This window comes from Collinsella sp. 1033st1_E11_1033SCRN_220408, from assembly GCF_039062465.1.
GTDB lineage: Bacteria > Actinomycetota > Coriobacteriia > Coriobacteriales > Atopobiaceae > Parolsenella.
In genome coordinates this window covers 401,352-426,086 of the sequence record NZ_JBCLNF010000001.1, presented here as the reverse complement: position 1 = coordinate 426,086, position 24,735 = coordinate 401,352, and the positions used below count along the sequence as shown (strand labels likewise).

At 56.0% G+C, this 24,735-nt stretch carries 27 protein-coding genes and 1 tRNA gene; 9 read left to right on the top strand and 19 right to left on the bottom strand.

What is annotated here, in order from left to right; all coding sequences use genetic code 11:
• Positions 1-91 precede the first annotated feature (91 nt).
• From ABCN07_RS01875 to hflX, 5 genes are all read left to right on the top strand, one after another.
• Positions 92-1,093 carry an ATP-binding protein gene (locus ABCN07_RS01875; RefSeq protein WP_343005142.1) on the top strand — a complete coding sequence of 334 codons (1,002 nt, stop codon included), beginning with the start codon at positions 92-94 and terminating at the stop codon, positions 1,091-1,093.
• Between the two features lie 96 nt (positions 1,094-1,189).
• On the top strand, positions 1,190-1,507 hold the full coding sequence (locus ABCN07_RS01870; protein ID WP_293814157.1) for a stage V sporulation protein S: 318 nt from the start codon (positions 1,190-1,192) through the stop codon (positions 1,505-1,507).
• A gap of 59 nt (positions 1,508-1,566) precedes the next feature.
• Complete coding sequence (miaB, locus tag ABCN07_RS01865; RefSeq protein ID WP_343005172.1) at positions 1,567-2,874, top strand: tRNA (N6-isopentenyl adenosine(37)-C2)-methylthiotransferase MiaB; 1,308 nt, start codon at positions 1,567-1,569, stop codon at positions 2,872-2,874.
• Positions 2,871-3,815: a tRNA (adenosine(37)-N6)-dimethylallyltransferase MiaA gene (gene miaA / locus ABCN07_RS01860; RefSeq protein WP_343005141.1), complete on the top strand. Its 945-nt coding sequence runs from the start codon at positions 2,871-2,873 to the stop codon at positions 3,813-3,815. The genes miaB and miaA overlap by 4 nt, the downstream gene beginning before the upstream one ends.
• A gap of 31 nt (positions 3,816-3,846) precedes the next feature.
• The gene (hflX, locus tag ABCN07_RS01855) at positions 3,847-5,151 is read left to right on the top strand and encodes a GTPase HflX (protein ID WP_343005140.1); all 1,305 of its coding nucleotides are present in this window, start codon (positions 3,847-3,849) and stop codon (positions 5,149-5,151) included.
• Positions 5,152-5,163: 12 nt separating this feature from the next.
• Here hflX and ABCN07_RS01850 read toward each other — a convergent pair whose 3' ends face one another.
• Entirely contained in the window at positions 5,164-5,976 is an 813-nt protein-coding gene (locus ABCN07_RS01850) for a heparan-alpha-glucosaminide N-acetyltransferase domain-containing protein (protein WP_343005139.1), read from the bottom strand.
• A gap of 7 nt (positions 5,977-5,983) precedes the next feature.
• Complete coding sequence (gene lexA / locus ABCN07_RS01845; protein ID WP_320679020.1) at positions 5,984-6,637, bottom strand: transcriptional repressor LexA; 654 nt, start codon at positions 6,635-6,637, stop codon at positions 5,984-5,986.
• 193 nt (positions 6,638-6,830) lie between these two features.
• On the opposite strand from lexA, the gene ABCN07_RS01840 reads away from it, so the two are divergent.
• The 4 genes from ABCN07_RS01840 to ABCN07_RS01825 are packed head-to-tail and all read left to right on the top strand — an operon-like array spanning position 6,831 to position 9,007.
• Positions 6,831-7,076, top strand: a complete 246-nt coding sequence (locus tag ABCN07_RS01840; protein WP_343005138.1) for a hypothetical protein — start codon at positions 6,831-6,833, stop codon at positions 7,074-7,076.
• 59 nt (positions 7,077-7,135) lie between these two features.
• Positions 7,136-7,591 carry a transcriptional regulator NrdR gene (nrdR, locus tag ABCN07_RS01835; protein WP_343005137.1) on the top strand — a complete coding sequence of 152 codons (456 nt, stop codon included), beginning with the start codon at positions 7,136-7,138 and terminating at the stop codon, positions 7,589-7,591.
• A complete protein-coding gene (gene dut / locus ABCN07_RS01830) occupies positions 7,581-8,030 on the top strand; it encodes a dUTP diphosphatase (protein ID WP_343005136.1) in 450 nt (149 codons plus the stop codon). Before nrdR ends, dut begins: the two co-directional genes overlap by 11 nt.
• Positions 8,031-8,071: 41 nt before the next feature.
• Positions 8,072-9,007, top strand: coding sequence for an FAD-dependent oxidoreductase (locus tag ABCN07_RS01825; protein ID WP_343005135.1), 936 nt, complete (start codon positions 8,072-8,074; stop codon positions 9,005-9,007).
• Positions 9,008-9,384: 377 nt separating this feature from the next.
• Here ABCN07_RS01825 and ABCN07_RS01820 read toward each other — a convergent pair whose 3' ends face one another.
• From ABCN07_RS01820 to ABCN07_RS01740, 17 genes are all read right to left on the bottom strand, one after another.
• Positions 9,385-10,977 carry a ClC family H(+)/Cl(-) exchange transporter gene (locus ABCN07_RS01820; protein WP_343005134.1) on the bottom strand — a complete coding sequence of 531 codons (1,593 nt, stop codon included), beginning with the start codon at positions 10,975-10,977 and terminating at the stop codon, positions 9,385-9,387.
• A gap of 13 nt (positions 10,978-10,990) precedes the next feature.
• Positions 10,991-11,539, bottom strand: coding sequence for an adenine phosphoribosyltransferase (locus ABCN07_RS01815; protein ID WP_320679014.1), 549 nt, complete (start codon positions 11,537-11,539; stop codon positions 10,991-10,993).
• A gap of 58 nt (positions 11,540-11,597) precedes the next feature.
• On the bottom strand, positions 11,598-12,314 hold the full coding sequence (locus ABCN07_RS01810; RefSeq protein WP_343005133.1) for a MerR family transcriptional regulator: 717 nt from the start codon (positions 12,312-12,314) through the stop codon (positions 11,598-11,600).
• A 4-nt stretch (positions 12,315-12,318) separates the two neighbouring features.
• Positions 12,319-12,738, bottom strand: coding sequence for an FHA domain-containing protein (locus ABCN07_RS01805; protein WP_320679011.1), 420 nt, complete (start codon positions 12,736-12,738; stop codon positions 12,319-12,321).
• Positions 12,739-12,775: 37 nt separating this feature from the next.
• Positions 12,776-13,150: a Rid family hydrolase gene (locus tag ABCN07_RS01800; protein WP_343005132.1), complete on the bottom strand. Its 375-nt coding sequence runs from the start codon at positions 13,148-13,150 to the stop codon at positions 12,776-12,778.
• Between the two features lie 9 nt (positions 13,151-13,159).
• The gene (locus ABCN07_RS01795; RefSeq protein WP_343005131.1) at positions 13,160-14,233 is read right to left on the bottom strand and encodes a D-alanyl-D-alanine carboxypeptidase family protein; all 1,074 of its coding nucleotides are present in this window, start codon (positions 14,231-14,233) and stop codon (positions 13,160-13,162) included.
• A gap of 83 nt (positions 14,234-14,316) precedes the next feature.
• Positions 14,317-15,018: a CDP-alcohol phosphatidyltransferase family protein gene (locus ABCN07_RS01790; RefSeq protein WP_343005130.1), complete on the bottom strand. Its 702-nt coding sequence runs from the start codon at positions 15,016-15,018 to the stop codon at positions 14,317-14,319.
• A gap of 311 nt (positions 15,019-15,329) precedes the next feature.
• A tRNA-Pro gene (locus tag ABCN07_RS01785) sits at positions 15,330-15,406 on the bottom strand.
• Between the two features lie 119 nt (positions 15,407-15,525).
• Positions 15,526-17,364, bottom strand: coding sequence for an ABC-F family ATP-binding cassette domain-containing protein (locus tag ABCN07_RS01780; RefSeq protein ID WP_343005129.1), 1,839 nt, complete (start codon positions 17,362-17,364; stop codon positions 15,526-15,528).
• Positions 17,365-17,380: 16 nt separating this feature from the next.
• Complete coding sequence (locus tag ABCN07_RS01775) at positions 17,381-18,262, bottom strand: deoxyribonuclease IV (RefSeq protein WP_343005128.1); 882 nt, start codon at positions 18,260-18,262, stop codon at positions 17,381-17,383.
• The gene (gene coaBC, locus ABCN07_RS01770; RefSeq protein ID WP_343005127.1) at positions 18,256-19,542 is read right to left on the bottom strand and encodes a bifunctional phosphopantothenoylcysteine decarboxylase/phosphopantothenate--cysteine ligase CoaBC; all 1,287 of its coding nucleotides are present in this window, start codon (positions 19,540-19,542) and stop codon (positions 18,256-18,258) included. The genes ABCN07_RS01775 and coaBC overlap by 7 nt, the downstream gene beginning before the upstream one ends.
• Before the next feature lie 2 nt (positions 19,543-19,544).
• On the bottom strand, positions 19,545-20,258 hold the full coding sequence (locus tag ABCN07_RS01765) for a C4-type zinc ribbon domain-containing protein (RefSeq protein WP_343005126.1): 714 nt from the start codon (positions 20,256-20,258) through the stop codon (positions 19,545-19,547).
• A gap of 5 nt (positions 20,259-20,263) precedes the next feature.
• Complete coding sequence (locus tag ABCN07_RS01760; RefSeq protein WP_343005125.1) at positions 20,264-21,046, bottom strand: Nif3-like dinuclear metal center hexameric protein; 783 nt, start codon at positions 21,044-21,046, stop codon at positions 20,264-20,266.
• Between the two features lie 55 nt (positions 21,047-21,101).
• Positions 21,102-22,268, bottom strand: a complete 1,167-nt coding sequence (locus tag ABCN07_RS01755; RefSeq protein WP_343005124.1) for a cysteine desulfurase family protein — start codon at positions 22,266-22,268, stop codon at positions 21,102-21,104.
• 6 nt (positions 22,269-22,274) lie between these two features.
• Positions 22,275-22,952 (bottom strand): ribulose-phosphate 3-epimerase, encoded by a 678-nt coding sequence (gene rpe / locus ABCN07_RS01750; RefSeq protein WP_343005123.1) that lies wholly within the window; start codon positions 22,950-22,952, stop codon positions 22,275-22,277.
• Between the two features lie 48 nt (positions 22,953-23,000).
• Positions 23,001-24,020, bottom strand: coding sequence for an NAD(P)H-dependent glycerol-3-phosphate dehydrogenase (locus tag ABCN07_RS01745; RefSeq protein WP_343005122.1), 1,020 nt, complete (start codon positions 24,018-24,020; stop codon positions 23,001-23,003).
• Entirely contained in the window at positions 24,017-24,712 is a 696-nt protein-coding gene (locus tag ABCN07_RS01740) for a glycerol-3-phosphate acyltransferase (protein WP_343005121.1), read from the bottom strand. Before ABCN07_RS01740 ends, ABCN07_RS01745 begins: the two co-directional genes overlap by 4 nt.
• Positions 24,713-24,735: the final 23 nt, after the last annotated feature.

The window sequence follows — 24,735 nt, the reverse complement described above, 5'->3', positions numbered from 1 at the left end:
CGTGAGCGAGGGGGCCTCGAAGGGGACTCCCTCGCTCGCTGATTTCGTTGCAAGCGTCTCAGGGGATTCCGCCATTAGGGTTGAAGAGTCCTTGGGCAACGGCTTCGTCAGGCTTCGTGTCGGCGAGGCGGAGCGAAGGCAGGCGAAGCATGACATTCGCTGTGCCGAGGACGTTGTCATTGAGATGCTTCGCAACTCTCGTGACGCCGGTGCCCACACCATATTCGTAGCTACAAATCGCGAAGGTGACGAGCGTAGCATCGTCATGATTGACGATGGCTCTGGTCTTCCTGATTCCATGCGCAAGAAGATTTTCGATGCGCGCGTTACATCCAAGCTCGATTCTGTGCATATGGACAGATGGGGCGTGCATGGAAGAGGCATGGCCCTGTTCTCCATTCGTGAGAATTCTAAGAGCTCCGATGTCATGGCTTCTGGCGTGGGACTCGGCTCTTCCATTCGTGTTGTATCGGACACGACGGCTTTGACCGAGCGCAAGGATCAAAGTACGTGGCCGACTATCGGCCGCGGAGACGAAGGCGAACCTCGACTTCGTGGTCCCAAAAACATAATACGAACGAGCTGCGAATTTGCGTTGGAAGAGCGTGGCGTGTGCGAAGTGTATCTCGGATCTGCGGCAGAGGTACTTGCCACTATGCGCGCGCTTACCAATGAATCGCCGGATCGCTCTCGCCTTCTATTCGTAGATGATATCGATGAGGTTAGAGTGATTGATCGTCCTGCTGTTGCTGGGGATGCCCATGAGCTCGCTTCTATCGCCGAATCACTTGGGCTCTACATTTCGGAGCGGACTGCCCACCGCATACTAGCCGGTCAAATTAAGCCTCTCAGATCGGTCGCAAATAGGCTTACTCATCAGGGTGGCACCCCTGGTCCAAAGGAAATCGATCTTACGCGCGATCGTAGGGGCCTTCGTATTTCTAAAGACGACACCGAGGAATTCGCGCGTATTATGGAGCGTGACTTCTCGTTATTGTCTGAGCGCTATTACCTCGCCCTTGCTGGTGATCCGAGGATTAGCGTCTCGCATGATAAGGTGGTCGTAACGTTTGACCTTGAAAAAGAAGACTGACGCGGCAAATCCTGCGCGTTTCATCGCAGTTCCATCACTAACTATCACAGCACAACAGCACTCGAATTATTCCAGTACACGACAGGAGCTTTACCCATGGACTACCTAAAGGTCTCGAGCAAATCGTCTCCCGCCTCTGTTGCGGGTGCCATTGCAGGTATGGTGAAGGATGGCGTGCCGGTCAATATCCAGTCTGTGGGTGCCGGCGCTGTTAACCAGGCTATCAAGGCCGTCGCAATTGCGCGTGGATTCTTGATTCCTACTGGTTATGACATCTCCTGCGCCCCGACTTTCTCAGATATCGACATTGACGGCCAGAGTCGCACGGCAATTCGTATTGCAATTTATGTTCATAGGCTTACTCCTGCGGATGCCACTTGCATCGAGCAGGGCGCTGGATCGGTGGTTGCGTAGTGGAAGCTTCTCGTTCTCTTGCTGGTCTTACGTATCACGTTAAGACCTTCGGATGTCAGATGAACCTTCATGACTCTGAGCGCGTTTCTGGCGTGCTTGGGTCGTGCGGCTGTATCGAAGTTGCCTCGCCCGATGAGGCGGATATCGTCGTCTTTATGACTTGTTGTGTTCGCGAGAAGGCGGATACCCATCTGTACGGCCAGGTTTCTGCCATGGTGAGCGCTCCGGTGCCGCCGAGTGGGCGTAGGCTTGTCGCCATCGGAGGATGTATTGCCCAGAGGGATGGCGAAAACATTCGTAAACACATGAAGAACGTCGATGTGGTCTTTGGTACTCGGGCCATCTCCAGCCTTCCCGAGCTGCTCGTCGGTGCGCTTGAGGGCAACGGCAAGTCTGTTCAGGCGGACGTGAGCGAGGACGATCCCGGCTTTTCCAGCGACCTCCCAAGTAGGCGTGAGACTCCTTGGCATGCTTGGGTTCCCATCATGACGGGTTGCAACAACTTCTGCAGCTACTGCATCGTGCCGTATGTCCGTGGCAGGGAAAGGGATCGCGTTTTCGAGGATATTGTCGACGAAGTGAGTCGCCTTCGTGAAGATGGTGTTCGCGAAGTCTGCCTTCTTGGCCAGAACGTCAACTCTTTCGGTCGCCAGCGCTATGGCTCACCCCGTTTTGCCGAGCTTCTGCGTGCGGTGGGGGAGACCGGCATCGAACGCATTCGATTCACGAGTTCTCACCCTAAGGATCTCTCGCCCGAGACAATTCTTGCGATGGCCGAGACTCCTGCTGTCATGCCGCAGCTCCATCTTGCGGTTCAGAGTGGCTCCACGCGCGTTCTTAAGGCCATGAACCGTCACTATTCGCGTGAGGATTACCTTGCCCTCACTGACCAGATTAAGTCCGCAATGCCAGGAATCGCGCTCTCGACGGACATCATCGTTGGTTTTCCCGGTGAGACCGAGGAAGACTTTGAGCAGACCCTCTCTCTCGTGAAAGAGGTCGGCTTTGAGTCTGCGTTCACCTTCATCTATTCGAAGCGTCCCGGTACCCCAGCTGCGGAAATAGATGACCCGACTCCCCGCGAGGTAATTCAGGAGCGTTTCGATCGCTTGGCTGAGCTTGTCGCCCAGCAGGCGTTCGATGCCAATCAGGTCGAGTTTAGTCGCACTGTCGAGGCGCTTGTGGAGGGTGTTTCGAAGCGCGATGGCGATGTCCTCGTCGGTCATAGCCCGAAGAATAAGACCGTTCACTTCCGTGCTCCGGAAGGCGTCGAACCCGATTCCCTCATCGGCAAGCTTGTTGAAGTGAAGGTCGAGGAAGCACGCACTTGGTATCTACGCGGACCAATGGTAGGGGAGCCCAGGTGAGTGAGGGGCTGAGAGGTCCCGTTGTCTGCATTGTTGGGCCTACTGCCTCCGGTAAGAGCTCACTTTCTGAACTCGTCGCGCTTGAGCTTGGGAGTGACGTCATCTCGGTTGATTCCATGCAAGTTTATCGCGGCATGGATATCGGTACTGCTAAGACGCCACTTCAAGAGAGGCGTGTTCCGCTGCAGATGGTCGATGTCGTAGGTATCGACGAGGACTATTCCGTTGCGAGGTTCCAAGAGGATTGCAGAAAGCTCATAGATGAGCGTCTGGCCACCGGAGTTACCCCAGTTCTTTGTGGTGGAACGGGCCTCTATCTTGACGCCGTCATTGACGAGATGAAATTCCCGACCGGGGAAACTCATGGCGTCACTCGTGGTCGCTATGAGCAAATGCTAGAGGACAAGGGTTCACAAGCGATTTGGAACCTCCTCTACGAACGTGACCCTCTCGGAGCGGAGGCAATTCACCCTAATAATTCCAAGCGAGTGGTCCGCGCTCTTGAAATGCTTGACCAAGGAGTCAAGTATTCCGCTCAGCTTGAGAATCTCCGTGTCCGAAGGCCTCGCTATGACGCTAGGATATGGGCTCTCACCATGGACAGGGATAGGCTTTACGCTCGTATCAACCAGCGCGTTGACATGATGGTCGAGCAAGGCCTCATATCTGAGGTTGAGGGGCTTGTCTCCAGGGGTTTTGGTGTTGACCTAACGGCCCGTCAGGCTATTGGATATAAAGAGATCCTGGAATATCTTGATGGCGAGATTAGCCTGGATGAGGCTGTCGAATTGATTAAGCGGCGAACGCGCCGCTATGCAAAGCGACAGCTTTCGTGGCTCCGTAGAGACGGGCGGGCGAACTGGATCGATTTCGATGCCGTTTCCCCTGATGAGGCGGTTGATCTTATCGTATCCGATGTCCGCTCTCGCTATCGAAGCTAGCAAGTCTTTCGTTTCTTAGAGGTGGTCGGTCATGCCGAGATTCAAGTATATTGAGACGGCTCCGGTTCCAGAAAGAGCTCTCGTAGTGGGAGTGGATACTGGTAAGGGCGATTGGCCCATGGCTGACTCCCTCGATGAGCTCGAGAGACTCGTTGCTACTGCAGATGGTGTGGTCGTTGGACGGGAGACTCAAAAACTCGACGCCCCTTCTCCGAAGACGTTCGTTGGCTCCGGTAAGGCCGAGGAGATCGCCGCTGCGGTTCGCAGACTCGATGTCGATGTAGTTGTGTTTGACGATGAGCTCTCGCCGTCTCAGCAGTCAAATCTTGAGCGAACCTTTGGTGAGCCTGTTAAGGTCATTGATCGAACGGCCCTCATTCTCGATATCTTTGGCAGGCATGCCAAGACCAGAGAGGGCCGGCTCCAGGTCCAACTCGCTCAGCTGCAGTATCTGCTTCCGCGCCTTCGTGGCATGTGGAGCCATCTCATGGGCGAGCAGACTCGTGGAGGTATTGGTAGCAGGTTTGGCCAGGGAGAGAGCCAGCTAGAGGTTGATCGCAGGCTGGTCAGGGATAGAATCTCCGCGCTGAAGCGCGAACTTGTAAAACTCGAGACCAGACGTGAGACGCAGAGCAAGGCGCGTTGGGATTCAGGTGTTTGGCGCGTTGCGTTGGCGGGCTATACGAATGCCGGCAAGTCAACCTTGCTTAATGCACTGACCGATTCTGGCGTCTATGCAAAGGATGAGCTATTTGCGACGCTTGACCCCACGACTCGTTCTATCGATTTGGCTGAAGGACGCAAGATAACTCTTACCGATACGGTCGGTTTTATTCAAAAGCTACGCACGAGCCTTATCGAGAGCTTTAAGTCCACTCTTGCCGAGGTGAAGGCGGCCGATCTTGTCCTTGAGGTCGTTGACGCTAGTGATTCCAATTGGGAGAAGAAGCGTGACGCCGTCAACGAGATTCTCGATCAGATAGGGGCGAAGGACATTCGTCGAGTGCTCGTGTTCAACAAGTGCGATTTGCTCGATGCTGATGGTCTTTCGAGCCTTCGCACCTATCACTCTGATGCTGTATTCGTATCTGCTGAAGAGGAAACGGGTTTGGCAGCGCTCCTTCACAGGATCGCGGAGGAGGCGAGCGCTGGAGATACGACCCTTACGGCGTTAATTCCTTATGAAAAGGGCATTCTCATGAAGATGGTTCACGAGCGCTGCCAGGTTATCCGCGAGCAGTATCAAGGCGGGGGCTTGCTCGTCACGGCTAGAGTCTCCGCTCGTATGGCTGCGACACTCGTACCTTATCAGGTGGGGGATTCTGAATCCATTTAGCAGCGCGAAGGTCTAGCCTAAGACCAAGGTGAGAAGCGCTAGAACGATTGGCTGATGAACCACGTAGATTTCCAGGGCGTGTCTGCCAATCCACTCTAGAGGAGCGCATCTCATCTTATTTAAGATACTGGGTACTCCATGGAGCTTCATATTTAGGCCGAGTGCTGACCCCACGAGGAACAGAAGCGAATAGGGGATTGGCGGATAGTAATCACCCGAAGCAAATGATGGCCCTGGAAACCCCAGCCAGTTCAGCGCCTCTGTCGTGTAGAGGCCCTTCGGCAACGTAACGTAAGGCCCGCCAAAGCTGCCTAACCCAAGTCTGCCTTGCGGCACTTCTAGGGTTAGCAAAAATGCCAAGAATAGCGTAGCCGCTGCAATTGCGAGTTTGACTGGTTTCAAATCATTTGACTGGTGCGAGACAAGACCGTCATGTTCGATTTCGCATGCATCTCGTTTTTTGCGCAAGGGCTCATTAAGTGCCCAGGCCAGAAGCGAGCTGAAGCTCATGCAGTAAATGATCCCGTAGCTAATAGGTGTGTCTACGGCAATCAACGTCGTCGCAATCCAGATGATGGCTGCGACGAATAGGTATTTTAGGGCCCGCTTCAGGTTGTTTCTCGAGTAGCTACACATGATTCCCGCGATGAGCAGGAAGCACCACGAGATGGAAGCTCGCCAAACGTCCTGCAGTGGGCTTCTAAACCAGCCCAAACGAACATCCCAGAGATAGACGATGTCATAGCAGGCATGAAACGCGACCATCGACACGACGGAAAAACCTCGCAGGACATCATAGCCGCGTACTCTTTGGCTTGAACCCATTGCTGACCTACATAGATCGGAAAAGACCGGTGACGCGACCGAGGATCGTTGGGTTAATTGCATAGATGGGTTCCATCGTGTCATTCTCGGGCTGAAGGCGAATGCGATCCTTTTCCCTGTAGAAGGTTTTAACGGTTGCGGAGTCTTCAATGAGGGCGACGACAATCTCTCCGTTATGGGCGTCATGTTGTTCTCTGACAACGATGTAGTCGCCGTCAAAAATGCCAGCATTAATCATCGATTCGCCGCGGACGCGAAGGATGAAGGAACTCGAGTCGCCCACAACGTTCGTGGGCAGGGTCATGACTTCCTCAACGTTTTGTTCGGCGAGAATAGGCAAGCCTGCGGCTACGCGACCAACGAGCGGTAGAGTCACCGTATTTGTGTTGACGTCCTGCTTTACCTCAACAAGCTTTGGGCTTTGTTTGGCTCGCGTTTTGGCATCTTCGCAGATTTCAATCGTACGCGGCTTATTCGGATCTCTTTTTATGTAGCCGGCTTCTTCGAGCTTGTGGAGATGGGAGTGGACGGTCGAGGGCGAGGAGAGGCCGATAGCTGAGCCTATCTCTCGAACTGAAGGGGGATAGCCATGTTCCGCCGTAAATGCACAAATGAATTCGAACGCCTGCTGCTGACGTTTGGTGATTTTCTCTTTGGGCATGTCTCCTCCTTTGTTTTGAGCAATCATACACCCGTTCGCTTTTGCATTCAAACAAATGTTCTTATTTCTACTTGACACGAACAAGCGTACGAGTATTCTACTTATAGAACAAATGTTCAGGCATAGATTAATGTCCGCAAGATGAAGTTAGATAGATGCTGTAAAAGTTGCTTATTGGGGAGGACTTAAGATTATGACGAACGATATGTATTTCGTGTCCGGCACATCTGCCCTTAAGCCGCAGGCTGCTGCTAACTTCACCGTCATTGGTGGCGGCAAATTTACTGCTTTGCCTGCTTCAGAGAATTTGAGGCCCAACGTCGCCTCTCTGAATGCTCCGGCCCTCGGTGCTCGCGAAGAGCTCGGCGGGATGCTCGCATTCATCGTTACCTCTATCATCGTTCTCGCCTTCTGGACGTATACTCGAGGCGTCTTCTAGCTCAGATAATGGCTGCTTATGGTATCTTTCCTTGAGAATGTATTATCGAGGGGAGTACCATGCGCTGTCCAAAGTGTGGCTGCGAAGAGTCAAAGGTTGTCGATTCCCGTCCTGCGGAGAGTAACGATTCGATTCGGCGTCGTCGCGAGTGCACGCAATGCGGATTCAGGTTTACGACGTACGAGCGCCGCGAGGAACTGCCGCTCGTTGTTTTAAAGCACTCTGGTACCAAAGAACCTTTTGATCGTGAGAAGATCATGCGCGGCCTTGTTAGGGCGACGGTTAAGCGCGATATTCCTGTCGATGTTTTGGACTCCATCATTGTTGATATCGAGTCCGATCTCCGTGACCACGGTATTACCGAGGTGGACTCTAGCGCTCTTGGTGAGATGGTTTTGAAGCGCCTTGCCGACATAGATAAGGTTGCGTATGTTCGCTTCGCATCCGTATATCGCGACTTCAAAGATATCGACGAGTTTTCCGCCGAGCTGAGGAGACTGTCTAATGAACAATGACGAGATCGTTCTTCCAATCAAAAGGCTTGATAAGTCGGTGCAACTTCCCGCCTATGCCTATCAAGGTGATGCGGGACTCGATCTTCGCTCTTCTGAAGACGTGAGCCTTGCGCCGTTCGAGCGTAGGCTCGTTTCTACGGGTCTCGCGATTGCGATTCCGGAAGGTTATGCCGGCTTTGTTCAGCCTAGGAGTGGGCTTGCCTTGCGCGAGGGCCTTTCTATGGCTAACACACCTGGTCTTATTGATTCGCATTACCGTGGAGAGCTTAAGGTCTGCGCCATTAACCTTGATCCCGAGAAGACGATTCATATCGAACGGGGCGAAAGAATCGCTCAGCTGGTTATCCAAAAAGTCCCGGCGGTCACTCTGTCCGAGGTCGAAGAGCTTGATGAGACCGACAGGGGGACTGGCGGCTTCGGTTCAAGCGGTGTTGCGTAGTTTGAACACGATTTCTGCCGTCTTTGAGGAGATGACTGTCCATGATCGCCACTGAAAGCCATGACCTTGTCATAGTCGGCGGAGGCCCAGCCGGCCTCGCCTGTGCTCTTTATGCCACGCGTTATGGCATTGACGCCATAACGGTCGAGAGGGGTGCATTTGGCGGTCAGATTTCCACCACGCCTGAAGTCGATAACTATCCTGGATTGCCTCAAATAACTGGTCGTGACCTAGGCGAACAGCTTTATGAACACGCAAAATCGCTCGGGGCTTCGATTCTTCAGGATGAGGTTACAAGCCTTTCGAAAACAGCAGATGGATTTGAGCTGGAATGCTACGGTGTGATCCTTAAGGCAAAGGCTGTCGTTTATACCGCAGGTGCTCAACCACGCATGGCTGGGTTTGCCGGTGAGGATTCGTTCCGTGGGAGAGGCGTTTCCTATTGCGCCACATGTGATGGTATGTTTTATCGTGACAAGGATATCTATGTTGTCGGTGGAGGCAACACGGCATGCGAAGAGGCCCTTTACCTTTCCAAGATAGGTAAACAGGTCACGATGGTCGTTCGCAAGGACCGGATGCGTGCCGTTCAGAGCCTGCAAGACAAGATTTCGAGTACGAACTCAATTTCAGTTAGGTACCAAACTAAAATTGAGTCGATCGAAGGAGAAATGCTTCCTAGCAAGATTACGCTCAGGAGCTTAGTGAATGATGAAGTTGAGACCATAGAATGTGATCCCGGCTCATTTGGCATCTTTGTTGCGGTTGGCCATGATGCAGATACTGCATTGGTTGCTGGCCTCGTTGATCTTGCCACTGATGGTTCGATCATAACGGATGATTCCATGGCTACGAAGACGCCGGGATTGTTCTGCGCAGGCGATGTTCGCGAAAAGCCGCTCAGGCAGGTGGTAACTGCGGTGTCTGATGGTGCCGTCGCTGCTCAATCTGCAATGCGCTATTTGGATAGCATCTAATATCAACCCGTGTGCACTCACGGGTTGATAAGCACGACGTTGCCCGTGTCTTATTAACGACTTTTGGTTGCGGCTAACAGTTTACGCGCGTTTATCGTGTCGAATCCATTCGCCGTCGCTGCTTCAATCTTCGTTACGATTACGTGCGTTGCCCTAATTAGTTAGCTACTTGAAGAAACATGAATTGGCTCCCGACTCCCCTTTCCTCAATGTGTTATTAAATAACGATAATATATCTTATGTAAAGTAGCTGCTAATAGCATTTGCATGCATGAATGATGCCAAGAGAGCTAGGCATCCCAACCGAAACGGGGCCGCGATACTGCTCGCGACCCCGTTTCATGACTACTGATTTAGATTCGATACCTTTTTCGGTCTTAGGCTCTTTCCTCTGGCACAAATGTCCCATGGCAAAGCATCCGAACCGTCGATTCTGATTCGTCACCCTCTTTCTCGTCCATAAGGACAAGAATCCGGTCCCCTTCCTCAAGAACTAGAGCGCCGTTAGGCAATATCTCACGGCCATGACGGCGAACGGATACGACAAGCGCGTGTTCAGGCCAGGGTATCTCAGAGATTGCCTTATTGGCTGCATTGCAGCTCGCTTCAACAACGTAACTGTGAATTTGCCTACCGTGTCCACCCCAGTGCTCGTGAGTTTCGTTGGTGCTGATCCCGAGGAACCTGGCAAGGAGATGCTCGTAGTAGGGATCAACCTGGAGCAGATTGGCGGTTACGTAAGCAAAGACGCTCACGATGGACAGCGAAAGGAGCGCGTCGAGACTTCCGGTTAGCTCGAATGCGAGGACGACTCCGGTGACGGGAGCCCTCACGACACCAGCAAAAAGGCCGGCAATTCCAAGAACCATGAAGTTCATGACGAGGTTTTGATGCATCCCAAATAGGCCGGTCGCCACATCGCCGAAGATTGTGCCGACAAGAGCGCCCATAACCACCAACGGGAACAGCGTGCCACCAGGCGTTCCAGCTCCAAAGCAAACACCGGTAAAGAGGTACTTCCCGAGCAAGATCAGCAAGAGAGCTGCAAGCGTTAGCCCCTGGGGACGCATAAGTAGCTCGAGGATCGCGTCTCCTCCGCACATGAGGTCTGGGGCTGCGATGGCAACAATGCCAGCAAGCATGAACGGAATAATGTAGCGAAGCGGATTCGGCAGCTTGATGCGAGCCATAGCATTCTGAATGGCGAACATGCCTAGGTTATGCAGTGCTCCGATTGCTCCAATTATGATTCCGAAGACGATGAGAAGCGCATATGCCTCATGGGGAATGTTCTCGATAAGCGTGAAGCTTATGACTGGAGATAGACCAAGCACCTGAGAGACGACGTAGTCGCTCATGACTGCGCTCATCATGACCGAGATGATGAGCGGTGCATTGAACGTCTTGTGAATCTCCTCGAGGGCGAACATGACGCCGGTAAGGGGCGCATGGAACGCCGCGGCCATACCCGCACCTGCCCCGCATGTGACGAGCAGGCGCTCCTCTCCCCTTCCACGCTTGAAGGCTCTGGATACGGCTTTGCCCGCCATGCCACCCAGTTGCACTGAGGGGCCTTCTCTACCAAGAGACAAGCCGGCAAAAGCCCCCACGGTTCCCTCGAGGAACTTCGCAACAATGACGCGATGCCAAGGCGCGCTCAACTTGCCCATTACCTCGGCATCAACTTGAGGAATACCAGAACCCGAGGTAGCCGGCTCGAAACGAACAAGCGCGGCTACAACGAAAGCCATAATCGCAAGAGCGGCAAACCACCCGATAATGAAAAGGATATTAGAGGAGATTTGGCTAGTGAGAAATCTCATCGTCTTTTCAGCCCAGGTGAGCGAAAGTCGATAGAGAGTAATGATCGACCCTCCGAGAAGGCCAACGAGAGCGCCTTCCCATACGAGGCTGACTTGGAATCGCTTTGACAAACGCCTGCGAATGGGGTCTTTGGTTTCACTAGCCACGAATGTGATGCTCCTACTTAACCTTAACGAGTGAGAAGATCTCTCGATCGTATTCCTTGGCAAGGGCTTCGCGCGGATTGAGGAACGCAAGCTCTAGGATGAACGCAAAGCCAATGACCGTAGCGCCTGTCTGTTCGGCGAGGCGTGCCGTGGCAAGGGCGGTGCCCGCGGTTGCAATAAGGTCGTCAATCACGAGGACCTTGTCGTCGGAGGTCATGGAGTCGGTATGAATCTGCAGCTCGTCAGTTCCGTATTCAAGGGCGTAGCTCTCCGTATAAACCTCGCGAGGAAGCTTGCCTGGCTTGCGTGCAGGGACGAAACCGGCACCAAGGCGATAAGCAACCGGTGCGCCAATGAGAAAACCGCGCGCTTCAGATCCAATGACCTTGGTAATCCCCCTGCCAAGGAAGTGATCGGAGATTGCATCAACACAGGCCGCAAGGCCCTGTGCGTTAGAGATGAGAGGGGTTACGTCCTTGAAGATGACCCCAGGCTCCGGATAGTCAGGAATGTCGACGATGAGATTCTCGTACGGGAAGCGTGCCTCGTAATCTTCGCTCACGATGTCTCCTTGTGTAAATTTGTGAATAATACAGCGGGCCATAATGCCCGGCAACCAGCTAATCGTCAATCAACTCTCTGCGCATGATTGAACCTCGTACGACACCTGTTAGCGTAAGCATTCGGTCAAGAGCAACCTCTCGTCGAAGCCTTCGCTCGTCCGGAGTTTCGCCCTGATGGCGAGAGAGTGAAGCTAGTGCCTGCTCAAACATGGGTATCTCGCGATTCGCGGCTGCGAGGTACTGGCGGAGATTCTTCGGCTCAATGCCAAAGCGTGCGAGTTCGTTGCAAGCTCGAATGAGGCGAAGGTCGCTCCCCCGAACGAGATCTCTACCGGCAGGCGATTTTACGAGCTTGATAATTGAACAATCCGCAAGCTTGCGAACGAGAGAGATGGGAACGCCTGCAACTTCCGGAATCCTATCGATGGGGTGCATCTCGCGCTCTGCCTCTGGGCTTACGGACAGCGTGGGGTCTATGGGGTCTGAAGTGGCCTCGGTACCTTCTTCAGGCGTGGAGTCCGTATTCCCCTTTTTGCCGTCAAGCTCATCCTTGATAACGCTAAGGGGCAAAAAGCGGCTCTTCTGAAGATAGAGGATTGTCTCGAGGCGCTGGATGTCACGCGCGGAATAGAGACGATATCCCCCTGGCGTTCTTGATGGCGTCAGAAGTCCCTCGTCCTCGAGATAGCGAACTTTTGAAACGGAAAGATCGGGGTATTGCTCCTGAAGCTTGGAGACGACCTTTCCTATGGTGAGATAGCCGGCGTCGGCCATCTGGCTACTCGCCCGTAGCGATCTTCGGGGCGCGCACGGTGTGATACACCATGCGGAAGGTGCCAACCTGGATGGTTGAACCGTCAGCAAGCGCGGAGCTGTTAACAATAGCGCCATCGACCCATGTGCCGTTAAGGGAGCCAAGATCTACGACGGTAGCAACATTGCCTGTGATTGAAATCTTTGCATGGTGTCGAGAGACGGTCATGTCATTCAAAAAGACGTCACTCGACGGATCGCGGCCAATGGAAATCTCCGGGGTGGCTAGCTCGAAGGTCTGGCCGGTCTGAGGGCCCTTGAGGATGGTGAGCGTCGGGTTGCTAGGACGCACTCCACCCATGAGATCCGGGACAGTGGCATCTGAGGACGGCATGCAGAAGATGGCAGTAGCGTCAGACTCAGGCTTATCAATGTTGTTCTGCATGGTGTCTCCCTCGCGTCGTTGTCTATTCATTGTACCCCTACCGGCAGGCGATGGCCTCAATCGAGACCTTTGCGTCAAGGGGCAGCGCCGCAACCTGAAAGACTGAGCATGCAGGCCTGGGCCTTTCGAAGCGCTTCTCGCAAACGGTGTAGACCGCGTCAAGGTCTTCGATGCTCGCGAGATGAATAGTGACTTTTGATACTTCGGACAAAGTAAGGCCGAGCTGAGCTAGGACGGCGGCAACATTATCGATGCAGCGTTCCGTCTGACGCTCGACGGCATCGTCGGTGTGGCATATGCCATCCTTGTCGACGGGTAGCTGCGAAGACACAAAGACGTATCTTGCCGCGCTTGTGCCTTGAGAGAAGGGACCTTGCGTCCTCGGGGCGGAATCGCACGTAATCGAGTACATGAGGACCTCCTAGGCAGCTTGAGTAACGGATAGCCAGGGGAAAACCGTGTCATTAAGTCCAAATCCGCTTACGGTGTGGCAAAGCTGGTTGCGCGCAGAGTATGAGCACGTCGACACGATATGCTCGCCTTGTGTCCATTGACGCACCTCGACTGTATCTCCAGGGACAAAGAGACGGTCACGTGGAATGATGCGTTTGCAAGAGATGTCTCCCCCGTCAGGCCAGGAGAGCCCAGTGGCATACGAATCAGGAGAAACGACGCAAGAGAAGGCGAAGTTATAGGCAAACGTGCGACACCCCTCACGGAGACGGGGGCTGGCGTAAGAATGCGCGTCATACGTGCCAAATGCCCAGTCAAGAAGCGAGGCGGTATCAGTGAAGCGGCCTTCCTTCGTCTGACAGCCTAGAACGCTCGTGTAAAGCGTCACCCCATTTCTTCTGGCGCAGCCAAGGAATGCGGTGACGTGGTTTCCGGTACCCGTCTTAATGCCAAGGAGGCCAGGATAACTATAGAGTAGGGTGTCAACCGTTGGCAGCGTAACGTTGTTTCCGCCAATTGGGACCGTAACCTCAGTCTGGCGTACCGTGTCTGCGATAAAGGGATGCTTTGTCATGGCATAGCGCGCGAGGATGGTGAGGTCGTGTACGGTCGAGTGGTGACCTTCCGCATCGAGGCCGTGGGAGTTCTCGAAATGGGTATTGTTCATCCCGAGCTCTGCCGCCTTGTCGTTCATCATCTGGACGAAATCGTCCTCTGAACCAGCAACGGCGACGGCGACCTCGTAGGCACCATCGTTTGCCGAGTAGACTAGTGCGGCTCGGAGAAGGTCGCGAAGCGTAGAGGTATCCCCAGACTGATATCCAGCAACCATTGCGTTCTCGTCGAGCGCTGGGGCGGATAGGTTACATACGGTATCGAGGGAAACGCCGCTTTCGAGGGCGACGACGGCGGTCATCACTTTCGTGACGCTGGCCATATTGATTTCCTCGTCAGGGTTCTTCTCGTAAAGGACATTGCCTTGGGCGTCAATCACCATGGCTGACTGAGCCTCAGTTAAATTGGGCTCAGACTCAACTGCCATAGCGCTGATCGGGGCATAGCAAAGCGTCAGCGCCGCAACGAGAATGGCGCCACAAATGGCGAGCTTTCTAGAGCGCTTAACCGTTAAAGACCACACTTTTTACGCCTCTTCGATTCGCGGACGATTGCTACGCCTTCTGCCGTATAGACATACGCCGTAAGCAAGGAGAAGATGCATCCACCATATACGAAGAGGAGGCCAATTGAGCCGCCAACGTCATTTAGACCGGGAAGCCAGGAAGCAGACACGAGGTTGAGTCCTTCGATAACGGGAACTCCGAGGAGAAGGAATGAGAATCCCGTCATAAGGAGCGCGGTTGCGATCTTGCCTACGTACACAACATCAATCGGGCGCTCGTGAAACCTGGCAACGATGCGCGATCCTACGGCAAGGTAAACATCCCTACCGATAATGAGAACTGCAACCCAAGCGGGAAGCTCGCCGGTAATGACAAGGCCGAGGACCCCGGTAAAGAGCAGCAATCTGTCGCAAACTGGGTCAAGTAGCTTGCCAAACCAGCTTACGGTCTGCGTACGGCGGGCAATTTGTCCATCCATCCAATCGGTGCAAGCCGCAACGATGTAGATGATGATTGAAGCAACGCGATTGATTCTCAGGCTGAACATGACGAGAAATACAATCGTCAGAACCATGCGCGATAGGGTTACGCCGTTAGCAACGGTAAGAATCTTGTTTGAAGGGTTATCCGAGCTGCCCACCGGAGCTTCTATATCAGTTTCAAACCCACGACTAACCTTGTATTCGAGCCAATCTTTGAACTTCAAATCTTACTCCCCCGATACAAGCGCCACGGGATACGGCGCAAGCTTAGTCGATGATACCCCATCGCTTTACTGTCATATCAGGACCAGTCTTCTCTTTCCGAAACGTGACGGAATTGTTAGCCAAGGCCTCTCGCTCTGCCCAGAGTAGCAAGCTGGATCCGTACATCATTGAGTGTATAGGTCACGCTTTTGGATAAATGCAGTGCGCACATCGCTTTTCACGGGTTGATGCCCAGTGTGGAGATATCGTAAATCGAGCTGATGCCCAAAAGAAAAAGGCCGACGGGAAACCCCGCCGACCTCGGCTTTTCTGGTCGGGTGGACTGGATTCGAACCAGCGACCCCTTGACCCCCAGTCAAGTGCGCTACCAAACTGCGCCACCACCCGTTGCTGCTCAACCGCAGCAGAAAAGAGATTAACATCCGAGCGGATAACGCGCAAGGACTAATTTCGAGAAAATTGAAATTTGTTTGCGTGTATCTCTTTGTTACGCATAAAAGCCCAGGTTACCCCTCAAGAACTTCGCTCAGCTCAAGCCATTCCATTTCGAGTGCATCGAGGGTCTCGCGAGCGTCGCCGACATTCGATTGAGCCTTCTCGAGAGCGAGGTAATCCGTCGGGTCAACCTCCCCCATCGCGTGCTCGAGATCCTCGATTCGCGCGCGTTGCGTTTGCATCTTGCGTTCGACGCTCGAAAGCTGCTTCTTAAGCTTCCACTCTTCTGAGCTCGAAAGGCCACTTGTCGATTTTGCAGGGGCGGACGCTGAGCTATTACTGCCCTCAGACGTGGATATGGGGGCCTTGGGCGCAGGACCGTGACCGGAAACATCTCCGGAGCCATGGCGCTCCCCGATCAGCGAGAGATACTCGTCAACCCCGCCTGGACAATGCCTCAGCTTCCCATTTATGAGGGCAAACTGATCGTCGGTCACGCGTTCCATGAGGTAGCGATCGTGGGTGACAAGCAAGAGCGTTCCTGGCCACGTGTCGAGCAGGTCCTCCATGACAGCAAGCATGTCAGTGTCGAGGTCGTTACCCGGCTCGTCGAGAATGAGAACGTTGGGCTCATCGAGCAGCACGCACATGAGCGCCAGCCTGCGCGCTTGGCCACCAGAGAGGTCCGCAATGGGTGTGTCTAGCTCACGCCTGTCGAATCCGAGGCTCTCAAGGAGCTTGGTGGGCGTGTGCTCCTTGCCGCCAATCACATACGTGCGCTTATACGTGCCGAGAAGCTCTCGCACGCGCCAATCGAGCTTGTCGGCGAGCATGTCAATGTGCTGGGAGAGAATACCAAGTTTGACGGACTTGCCCATCTTGGCGCGACCGCTCGTGGGTGAAATCTTGCCGTCAAGCAGGCGCAGGAGCGTGGTCTTGCCGGCTCCGTTCTCGCCGAGGATTCCATAGCGGTCTCCGGGGCCGATGAGCCAGTCGACGTGATCAATGACTCGCCTGCCCTCATAGTCTACGCATGCCTGCTTGAGCTCGAATACCTGCTTGCCGAGTCTGCTTACGGCGAGGCGCTTGAGTTCGAGGGGGTTTCTGAGGGGCGGCTCGTCTGCGATGAGCGCTCGCGCCGCCTCGATCCTGAACTTTGGTTTGCTCGAGCGAGCCTGGGCGCCACGAGATAGCCAGGCAAGTTCCTTGCGGAGGATATTCTGCCTTCGCTCTTCGGTTGCAGCCGCCTGACGTGCGCGCTCCGCTCGTTGTTGGATATAGGCTGAGTATCCGCCCTCGAAAGGCTCGACCACGCCGTCGTGGACCTCCCACATGCTCTCGCACACCTCATCGAGGAACCACCTGTCATGGGTGATTACGAGAAGCGCTCCCACACCGCTTTGCCAACGGTGACGCAAGTGGCTAGCGAGCCAGGTGATGGCTCCCATGTCGAGATGGTTTGTAGGCTCGTCGAGAAGAAGGACGTCAAAGGAGCCGATTAGGAGCCTCGTGAGATCTACGCGCCTTCTCTGACCGCCGGAGAGTGTCCCAACCTTGGCGTTCCAGTCGACGTCACCGATAAGCTCCGCAATGATGCGCCTAGTCTCGGCGTTAGAGGCCCACTCGTACTCCGGAACGTCGCCTACCACCTCGTGAGAGACGGGCATGTCGTCGTTGAGGTTGTCAGATTGGCCGAGCATGCCGACAGTAATGCCTCCGCGCCAGGTGACGTTACCGTCCTCCGGCTCAAACACGTGGCCTATCAGCTGCAGGAGCGTCGACTTTCCGTCGCCGTTTTTGCCGACGATCCCGATGCGGTCTCCCTCGTTCACGCCGATTGTGACATCGTTGAGGACGCGCTTGCCGGGCCACTCGTGCTCGACGTGTTCACAGCCTATGAGAATTCCCACGTGGGTCTTGCCTTTCTTAGCAGTCTCTTTCAGACGAAAGCTCGTCCATGACCATCTGCGTGTCGGCTCCGTCCGCTAGCCTTCTCAGCGCATGAATCTCCGCAGCGTAGCCATCGAGCTCGTTGGGGGTTTCGAGAATCATGGGAAGACAACGAGTCCTCGGATTGGTAACGATGCCGGTGAAGCACTCGAGCCCAAGGTGTCCCAGGCCGAGGCGCTCATGCCTATCCTTATGAGAGCCGAGAGGATTCTTAGAGTCATTGAGGTGGAGCGCGCGAAGCCTGTCGATTCCCAGCACGCGATCGAACTCGTCCAAGACGCCATCAAAATCGCCGGAGACGTCATAGCCACCATCGTTCACGTGACACGTGTCGAGGCACACACCGATAAGCTCGTCATGGTCGATGCGATCTATGATTCGCGCCAGTTCCTCGAAGGTCTTGCCGACCTCGGTCCCTTTGCCAGCCATGGTCTCAAGAAGGACGATCGTGCGTTGTCCGGGCACGAGGGAAGAGTTAAGCCCCTCTGCGATGAGAGCAATGCCCTCCTCGGCTCCTTGGCCAACGTGCGATCCGGGGTGGAAGTTGTAGAAATTGCCCGGAAGCAATTCCATCCGCTCGAGATCCTGTCGCATAGCCGTGCGGGCAAATTCCCTTACGTCCGGTTTGGCGGAACAAAGATTTAAGGTATAAGGTGCGTGCGCGACGAGGGTGCCGATGCCGGATTCTCGAGCGATGACCGAGAACCTCCGGAGATCTTCCGGATCCGGCTCTTTCGAAGAGCCGCCGCGAGGGTTTCTCGTGAAGTAGGCAAAGGTGGTGGCGCCAATCGAGACGGCGCGCTTTGCCATGGCTTCAAACCCGCCCGAGGTGGAGAGATGACAACCGAGCGTTAACACGTGCTGTCCTGCTCTTCCTCGCGCGCGTTGTTGTCGCCAACGGGGAGAACTATTGTGGCGTCAGTGACAGGAACCTCAGGCTCAAGCATGTGGGCGAGCTCACTCACGATGACGTTGGCGACTTCGGCCTTGGGCATGCAAGGATACTCGGTTTCCGAGTGAACGCCGACGAGTGTCACGCTGTCAGTGTCAGAACCAAAGGTGGAGTCCGCTCTCGTAACGTCATTCGCGACGATAAGGTCGCAGCCCTTGCGCGCGAGCTTCTTCTTGGCATTGTCGATGACGTCGTTCGTCTCGGCGGCAAAGCCAATGACGATGCGATCGCCCCTGTCCTTCGATATGGTGGCGAGGATGTCGGGGTTCTCGACGAGTTCGATCGAGCTGAGGTCTTCCTTGCCCTTCTTGAGCTTGTGATCGGCCTGGACTGCAGGACGATAGTCTGCTACTGCCGCGGCAAGGATTGCAGCGTCAGCCGTGGCGAACGCGTCGACGGTGGCATCGAGCATCTCTTGCGCACTCGTGACGTGAACCACCGCAACTCCAGTGGGCGCTGGAAGCGCGACGGGACCGGAGATGAGCGTGACGCGTGCACCATGAGCGGCCGCTGCCTCGGCGACCGCATAGCCCATCTTGCCGGACGAGGCGTTCGAGAGGTAGCGAACCGGGTCGATTGCCTCATGCGTGGGGCCAGCGGTGATGACGACGTGCTTTCCCGCAAGATCAGACGAGGCGCGAAGCCTAGCGAGCGTTGCGGAGACGATCTGGTCGACCTCGGCGAGTTTGCCGGTGCCGGTGTCGCCGCAAGCAAGCCTGCCAGTCGCGGGCCCAACCAGGAAGACGCCGCGGGACTCGAGGGTCTCGGCGTTCTGCTGGGTGGCGGGGTTCTCCCACATGTGGACATTCATAGCGGGAGCCACGATTATCGGACAGGAGCAAGCCAGGAGCGCAGTCGAAACCATGTCGTCTGCAATGCCATAGGCCATCTTCGCCATAACGTTTGCGGTTGCCGGGGCGACGAGGGCGATATCCGCCCACTCAGCCAGCTCGATGTGCGGAATGGGAGAGGAGCTTTCGAATACGTCGAGATAAACCTCGTGACCAGTGAGGGCTTCGAAAGTCTTGGGGCCGACGAGTTCCGTAGCCGCCTCGGTCATTGCGACGCGAACGTCGCAACCGTTCTTCTGCAGCCCACGAAGAATTTCGCAGGCTTTATATGAGGCGATGCCTCCGGTCACGAATAGGGCGACCTTACGAGAGCAAGAGCTCTCTCCCTCAATCATGGTTACTCCTCCTTGGAAATGACAAGCATGCGCTTGCAATAGGGGCACGTCGTAACCTCGGCGTTCGAACGACGGATATCCGTATAAGAGCTCGGCTGGAGCGCAACGCGACAGACCGAGGGGCGATTGCCAACGAGGGTCTCGACGGCGATTCCGCCAAAACGCTTGCAGGCCGCGTCATAAGCGGCGAGATTTTGGGCGCTGATCTGGGCGACAACGCTCTCGCGCTCCTTAGCGAGCTCGGAAACGTGGGCTCGAATGGACTCAACGTCTGCCTTAAACGAATCCGTCTGGGTCTTCTCCTCGGCCTCGAGCTTGGCAACAAGGTCGCGAGCGTTCTTCTCCGCGCGCTCGACGGTTTCGAGCTGGCCAACAAGGGCATTGGAGTCGAACTCAGCCTTTTCGATGCGCTTTGCGAGGGTCGCGAGGGCGGCTTCGAAATTCTGCGCATCGCGATAGGTGCCGTTGGAAACGCTCTCCTGAATCTCGGTAACCTTGTCCGCGTAATAGACCTTGTCCTCCTCGAGATCCTGAAGCTCGATCTCGATGTCCTTGCGCTGACCGATGATCTTCGTGAGCTCGCCCATGACCTTCTTGACCGCGGCTCTTGCGGCCTCGACCTTTGCCCTCTGGGGAAGATCCTGAGCTACCTTCTTCGACCTCATGAGCTCGAGGTCAATCTCCTGGAGCCTCAGCAGCGCGGTTGCCTCTGACATAGTTCTCACTCTCCCGTGCCCCACGCATGCCAGCGCAGGCTCTCGTCTAAGGTGATTATTCGCGTGTCAGGCGCCCCGAGAGACAGTGTCTTTGCAAGAAGACCTGCAAAGGGAAGCTCGGAAGCGTCATGGCCTAAAAGTATAACGGCAACTCCCGCTTCGGAAAGCTCAAGGAGGCGATGATATCCGGCCTCCCCGGCAATCACGCAACTCAGCCCCTTCTGAATGGCATCGTGGCCGAGTGACCCGAGTGATCCGGAGCAGAAAGCGGCTTTATCTTGAGCCGCCTTGGGGTCTCCCCAGACGACGGGCGTGCAAGCGAATGCCGTGCCGGCGCGATCGGCAAGCTCGGATAGCGTAAGGGATGAGGCGTCGAGCAGGGCTCCAAAGCCGTCGGGCTCTTGCAAGCGACCGATGCGCCCTAGCGACAGCTTGTCGGCGATGAGGTCGAGCGCGTCTTCGGATCGGTCAAGGTTGGTGTGCATGGCAATAAGTGACACGCCGAGTCTTGCCGCCTCATAGACCGAAGCCCCACCAATAGAACTCGTGCTAGCGTCTGGCGTAATGGGAAAAGGAGGATCGAGAAACGCCGGGTGGTGGGTGACGAGGACGTTCGCGCCAGACTCCTTCGCGAGCCTGATGTTGGTGGGAGTGGGGTCGAGCGCGCACGCGATTGCCTCAACCCTGGCGTTTGGGGAGCCAACGGATAGGCCAGGCTTGTCCCACGGCTCAGCCAGGGCCTCGTCGTACTGTGCGAAAAGCAGATTGACGATATCGCCGACGAGCATGTTACCTCCTCGTAGATACAAAGACGGGGCCGCACGGGCCCCGTCGGGTATCGACTTACCCCTTGCGAACGATCTTTAGCAGGGCGTCACAGAACGCATCGAGGTCTTGCTCGCTCACGCGCTCATCGAAGCTGATGCGAAGCGCGCCAAGGGCCTGATCTCTCGGAACGCCCATAGCGGAGAGGACGTGGCTCGGATCGAGAGAGTCTGAAGAGCAGGCTGAGCCCGCGGAAACCTCGAATCCAAGGTCATCAAGTTTGAGAATGAGGGTCTCAGATTCCATCCCAGGGACCATGACGCTGATCATGCCGGGCATGCGCGTGTCATCCACGAAGGCCTGGGTTGTCGGTAGGATGCCGGTTCCCTCGGCGCAGAGGCGCGAGTAGGCCTTGTTCGCCATCGCGGCGACCTTGGGCCTTACGGTGGTCAGGTCGCGCATGACGACGCGGCAGGCCGCAGCGAACGCGACGGTGCCGGCGACGTCCTGGGTTCCGGGGCGCTTACCGCCTTCCTGGCCGCCACCGAGGCTTTGCGCCTCGAAGGGGCACCTTGTGCGAATCGCGAGCGCGCCGACGCCGAGCGGACCACCGATCTTGTGGGCTGCGACGGAGATAGCGTCGGCCTTGGCGGCGTCAAGGGGAATGCGACCGAAAGCCTGGACGGCGTCAACGTGAATGACCGCGCCACCGGCGTGGGCAACCTCGACGAGCTTCGCCGTGGGCTGTATGACGCCCGTCTCGTTGTTGGCTGCCATGACGCTCACGAGGGCACAGTTCTCCCCCATGACGCGAGTGAGCTCGTCGGGTTGGACGACGCCATTGCGGTCTGGACCCACAAGCTCGACTTCGAACCCACGGGACCTCAGCAGCGATGCCACATCAAGAACGGAGTCATGCTCGATGGCGGAGAGAATGACCCTCTTCCTCTTATTTGAGCTCTTGCGCCGAGCGCCCTCCGCCATGCCAAGCACGGCAAGGTTGTTGGACTCCGTACCACCGGATGTGATCACGACCTCGCCGGGGCGGAACCCGCAGCCGATAGAGGTGGCTATCGTTCTTCTGGCAACCTCAAGCTCGCGCGCTGCCTCACGGCCGAGCGAATGGAGCGAGTTGGGGTTAGCCTCCGAGCCGGGTTTCTCGTGGTAGGCAAGCCAAGCATCTCGGGCCTCCGGTCGAAGTGGGGCCGAGGCGGCATAGTCTAGATAGGTGTAGCGCTTGCTCATATGGAATTAAGCCCTCTTCGTGAGACCCTCGCGACCAGCAGCGCGAATTTCGGCGATAGCTGCGGCACGATCCTCCTTGCCATAAACGGCGCTGCCAGCAACGAGCATGGTGGCACCGGCGGTAACGAGATCGGCAGCATTGGCCGCGCTGCAGCCACCGTCAACCTCGATGATCGGATTCACGCCGCGCTCGGCAGCGAGAGCCGCGACCTGGGCAACCTTGCGCAGGGAGCCAGGAATGAACTTCTGTCCACCGAAGCCGGGGTTGACGGACATAACGAGGACGAGATCGAGGTCTTCGATGATGGCCTCGAGAGAGCTCACGGGCGTAGCTGGATTGATGACCATGCCGGCCTTTGCTCCAGCATCATGAATCGCGGAGACAATGCGGTGGGCGTGCGTGGCGGCCTCGACGTGGAAAGACACGAGGTCAGCGCCTGCCTTCGCATACTCAACGGCCATTTCGTCCGGGTTAGAAATCATGAGGTGGACGTCAGCGGGAACATCGGTGCAGGCCTTGACGGCCTTCACGACATTGGTTCCAAACGTGAGGTTGGGAACGAAGTGGCCGTCCATGACATCGACGTGGACATAGTCAGCAGTGGCGATGGCCTCGAGGTCGTTCGCGAGATTCGCGATGTCGGCCGAGAGGATGGAAGGGGCGATCATTACGTCGTTGAGCATGCTATATCCTTTCGTGATGCCATGTGTTGTGATTCACGGCGCCTAATTCTAGTTGTATTTGCCCATGCCGTAAAACTCGTGAGTCAGAGGCCTTCCAACGAGCTTCTCGACAACGTCATCAAGGGCGACTCCACCGTGAACGAGGCCCCAGACTGCCTCTGTGATGGGAACGTCGACTCCCATCTTGTGAGCCAGCTCACGAACGGAAATCACCGCGTTTGCACCTTCGACGACCATATGGCTCTCGCGCTCGAAGTCCTGGAGCGACATCCCACGAGAAAATGCCTCGCCAAAACGACGGTTGCGAGAGTGTTCTGAAGTGCAAGTGGCAACAAGGTCCCCCATGCCGGCAAGGCCCATGCACGTCATAGGGTCTCCGCCCAGTGCGTTAACGACGCGGCCAATCTCGGCGATGCCACGCGTCATGATGACCGCGAGCGTGTTGTCTCCGAGACCGCTGCCAGCGGCCATGCCGCAGGCGATGGCGATGACGTTCTTAACCGCTCCGCAGGTCTCCACCCCCCTAACGTCGGGAGATACATAGACGCGGAATTTCGGCGTTGCCACAATGTCGAGAAGCGAACGCGTCAGGCTGGAGTCAACACCAGCGAGTACGGCAGCGGAGTACATGCCAAGGTGAACCTCCTCGGCATGGTTTGGACCAGAAAGGGCACAGAAGCGCTCGGGAGAACCGAGCTCGTCTGCAGCCACCTCGGTCATGAGCATTCCGGTTTTGGCCTCGATACCCTTTGTGAGGGTGATCACGGGAACGTCGCGCGTCAGGAACTCCGCTAGCTCGCCAGACACTCGACGAAGATGGACGGAGGGCAGCGCGAGCACAACAACGCTTGCATCACGAAGCGCCTCTCCTAGCGAGCTGGTGGCGACAACGTTTGCCGGTAGCTCATAGTCTGCGATATACCGGGGGTTATGGTGCGTCCCGTTGATTGCGTCCGCACTTTTGGCGCTGTGACACCAGAGTCGCACTTCATCAACGTTCTGGGCTACGAGGCCGGCGAAGGCGGTCCCCCATGAACCGGCACCTATGACCGCGGCGCGTGCGTTCATTTGGATTCTCCTATGGTGTCGTCGTCAGGCGCGGGCTTGTCGCCACGCTTGTGGAAGGAGAACTCCTTCTCTTGCCCGTTGATGAGCTTCTTGATATTGGACCGATGGGCCCACACAACGACGAGGCCCGCAAGCTCGAGAAGAAGGTCGAGCCCGAGGTTTGGACCATATATGAGCGCAAAGACCGGGCCCAGAATAGCGGCCACGGTTACAGAGCCCGCTGATACCCTCTTCGACGCGACAGCAATAACGAGGAAGATGGCGAGCTCCATGAGGCCCACGGGCCAAGCAAAGCCGAGGAGGGTGCCCACGCCCACGGCGATGCCCTTGCCGCCATGGAAGTGGAGGAAGGGCGAGAAGATGTGGCCGCATATGGCAGCAAGGGTAACCAGCCCCTCGAGCCATGCCACATCACCATGAGGCGCTACAGAGGCACCCCCGGTGATGAATGCAGGGAAGAACCAAAGGGCGAGACCAGTGGCAAGCGCGCCTTTTCCGGCGTCAAGAAGCAACGTGAGGGCGGCTGCGCCCTTGCCAATCTCGCGAGCGACGTTCGTGGTTCCGATGTTGCCGGAGCCTACCTTCTGAATGTCAACGCCCCTCGCCCTCGCGATGATCTTACCAAACGGTATGCCGCAGACTAGAAACGTGATAACGAGATAGGCAACGAGAACGGGGTAGTTAATCGACATGAGCCAAACGTCCCTTCGAGAGC

What these genes read in the sequence shown, in the direction of transcription:
- ABCN07_RS01870 (WP_293814157.1), top strand. Translation starts at nt 1,190, where the DNA reads ATGGACTACCTAAAGGTCTCGAGCAAATCGTCTCCCGCCTCTGTTGCG.
- miaB (WP_343005172.1), top strand. Translation starts at nt 1,567, where the DNA reads ATGAACCTTCATGACTCTGAGCGCGTTTCTGGCGTGCTTGGGTCGTGC.
- hflX (WP_343005140.1), top strand. Translation starts at nt 3,847, where the DNA reads ATGCCGAGATTCAAGTATATTGAGACGGCTCCGGTTCCAGAAAGAGCT.
- ABCN07_RS01850 (WP_343005139.1), bottom strand. Translation starts at nt 5,976, where the DNA reads ATGGGTTCAAGCCAAAGAGTACGCGGCTATGATGTCCTGCGAGGTTTT.
- lexA (WP_320679020.1), bottom strand. Translation starts at nt 6,637, where the DNA reads ATGCCCAAAGAGAAAATCACCAAACGTCAGCAGCAGGCGTTCGAATTC.
- ABCN07_RS01840 (WP_343005138.1), top strand. Translation starts at nt 6,831, where the DNA reads ATGACGAACGATATGTATTTCGTGTCCGGCACATCTGCCCTTAAGCCG.
- nrdR (WP_343005137.1), top strand. Translation starts at nt 7,136, where the DNA reads ATGCGCTGTCCAAAGTGTGGCTGCGAAGAGTCAAAGGTTGTCGATTCC.
- dut (WP_343005136.1), top strand. Translation starts at nt 7,581, where the DNA reads ATGAACAATGACGAGATCGTTCTTCCAATCAAAAGGCTTGATAAGTCG.
- ABCN07_RS01825 (WP_343005135.1), top strand. Translation starts at nt 8,072, where the DNA reads ATGATCGCCACTGAAAGCCATGACCTTGTCATAGTCGGCGGAGGCCCA.
- ABCN07_RS01810 (WP_343005133.1), bottom strand. Translation starts at nt 12,314, where the DNA reads ATGGCCGACGCCGGCTATCTCACCATAGGAAAGGTCGTCTCCAAGCTT.
- ABCN07_RS01805 (WP_320679011.1), bottom strand. Translation starts at nt 12,738, where the DNA reads ATGCAGAACAACATTGATAAGCCTGAGTCTGACGCTACTGCCATCTTC.
- ABCN07_RS01800 (WP_343005132.1), bottom strand. Translation starts at nt 13,150, where the DNA reads ATGTACTCGATTACGTGCGATTCCGCCCCGAGGACGCAAGGTCCCTTC.
- ABCN07_RS01795 (WP_343005131.1), bottom strand. Translation starts at nt 14,233, where the DNA reads ATGGCAGTTGAGTCTGAGCCCAATTTAACTGAGGCTCAGTCAGCCATG.
- coaBC (WP_343005127.1), bottom strand. Translation starts at nt 19,542, where the DNA reads ATGATTGAGGGAGAGAGCTCTTGCTCTCGTAAGGTCGCCCTATTCGTG.
- ABCN07_RS01765 (WP_343005126.1), bottom strand. Translation starts at nt 20,258, where the DNA reads ATGTCAGAGGCAACCGCGCTGCTGAGGCTCCAGGAGATTGACCTCGAG.
- ABCN07_RS01760 (WP_343005125.1), bottom strand. Translation starts at nt 21,046, where the DNA reads ATGCTCGTCGGCGATATCGTCAATCTGCTTTTCGCACAGTACGACGAG.
- ABCN07_RS01755 (WP_343005124.1), bottom strand. Translation starts at nt 22,268, where the DNA reads ATGAGCAAGCGCTACACCTATCTAGACTATGCCGCCTCGGCCCCACTT.
- rpe (WP_343005123.1), bottom strand. Translation starts at nt 22,952, where the DNA reads ATGCTCAACGACGTAATGATCGCCCCTTCCATCCTCTCGGCCGACATC.
- ABCN07_RS01745 (WP_343005122.1), bottom strand. Translation starts at nt 24,020, where the DNA reads ATGAACGCACGCGCCGCGGTCATAGGTGCCGGTTCATGGGGGACCGCC.
- ABCN07_RS01740 (WP_343005121.1), bottom strand. Translation starts at nt 24,712, where the DNA reads ATGTCGATTAACTACCCCGTTCTCGTTGCCTATCTCGTTATCACGTTT.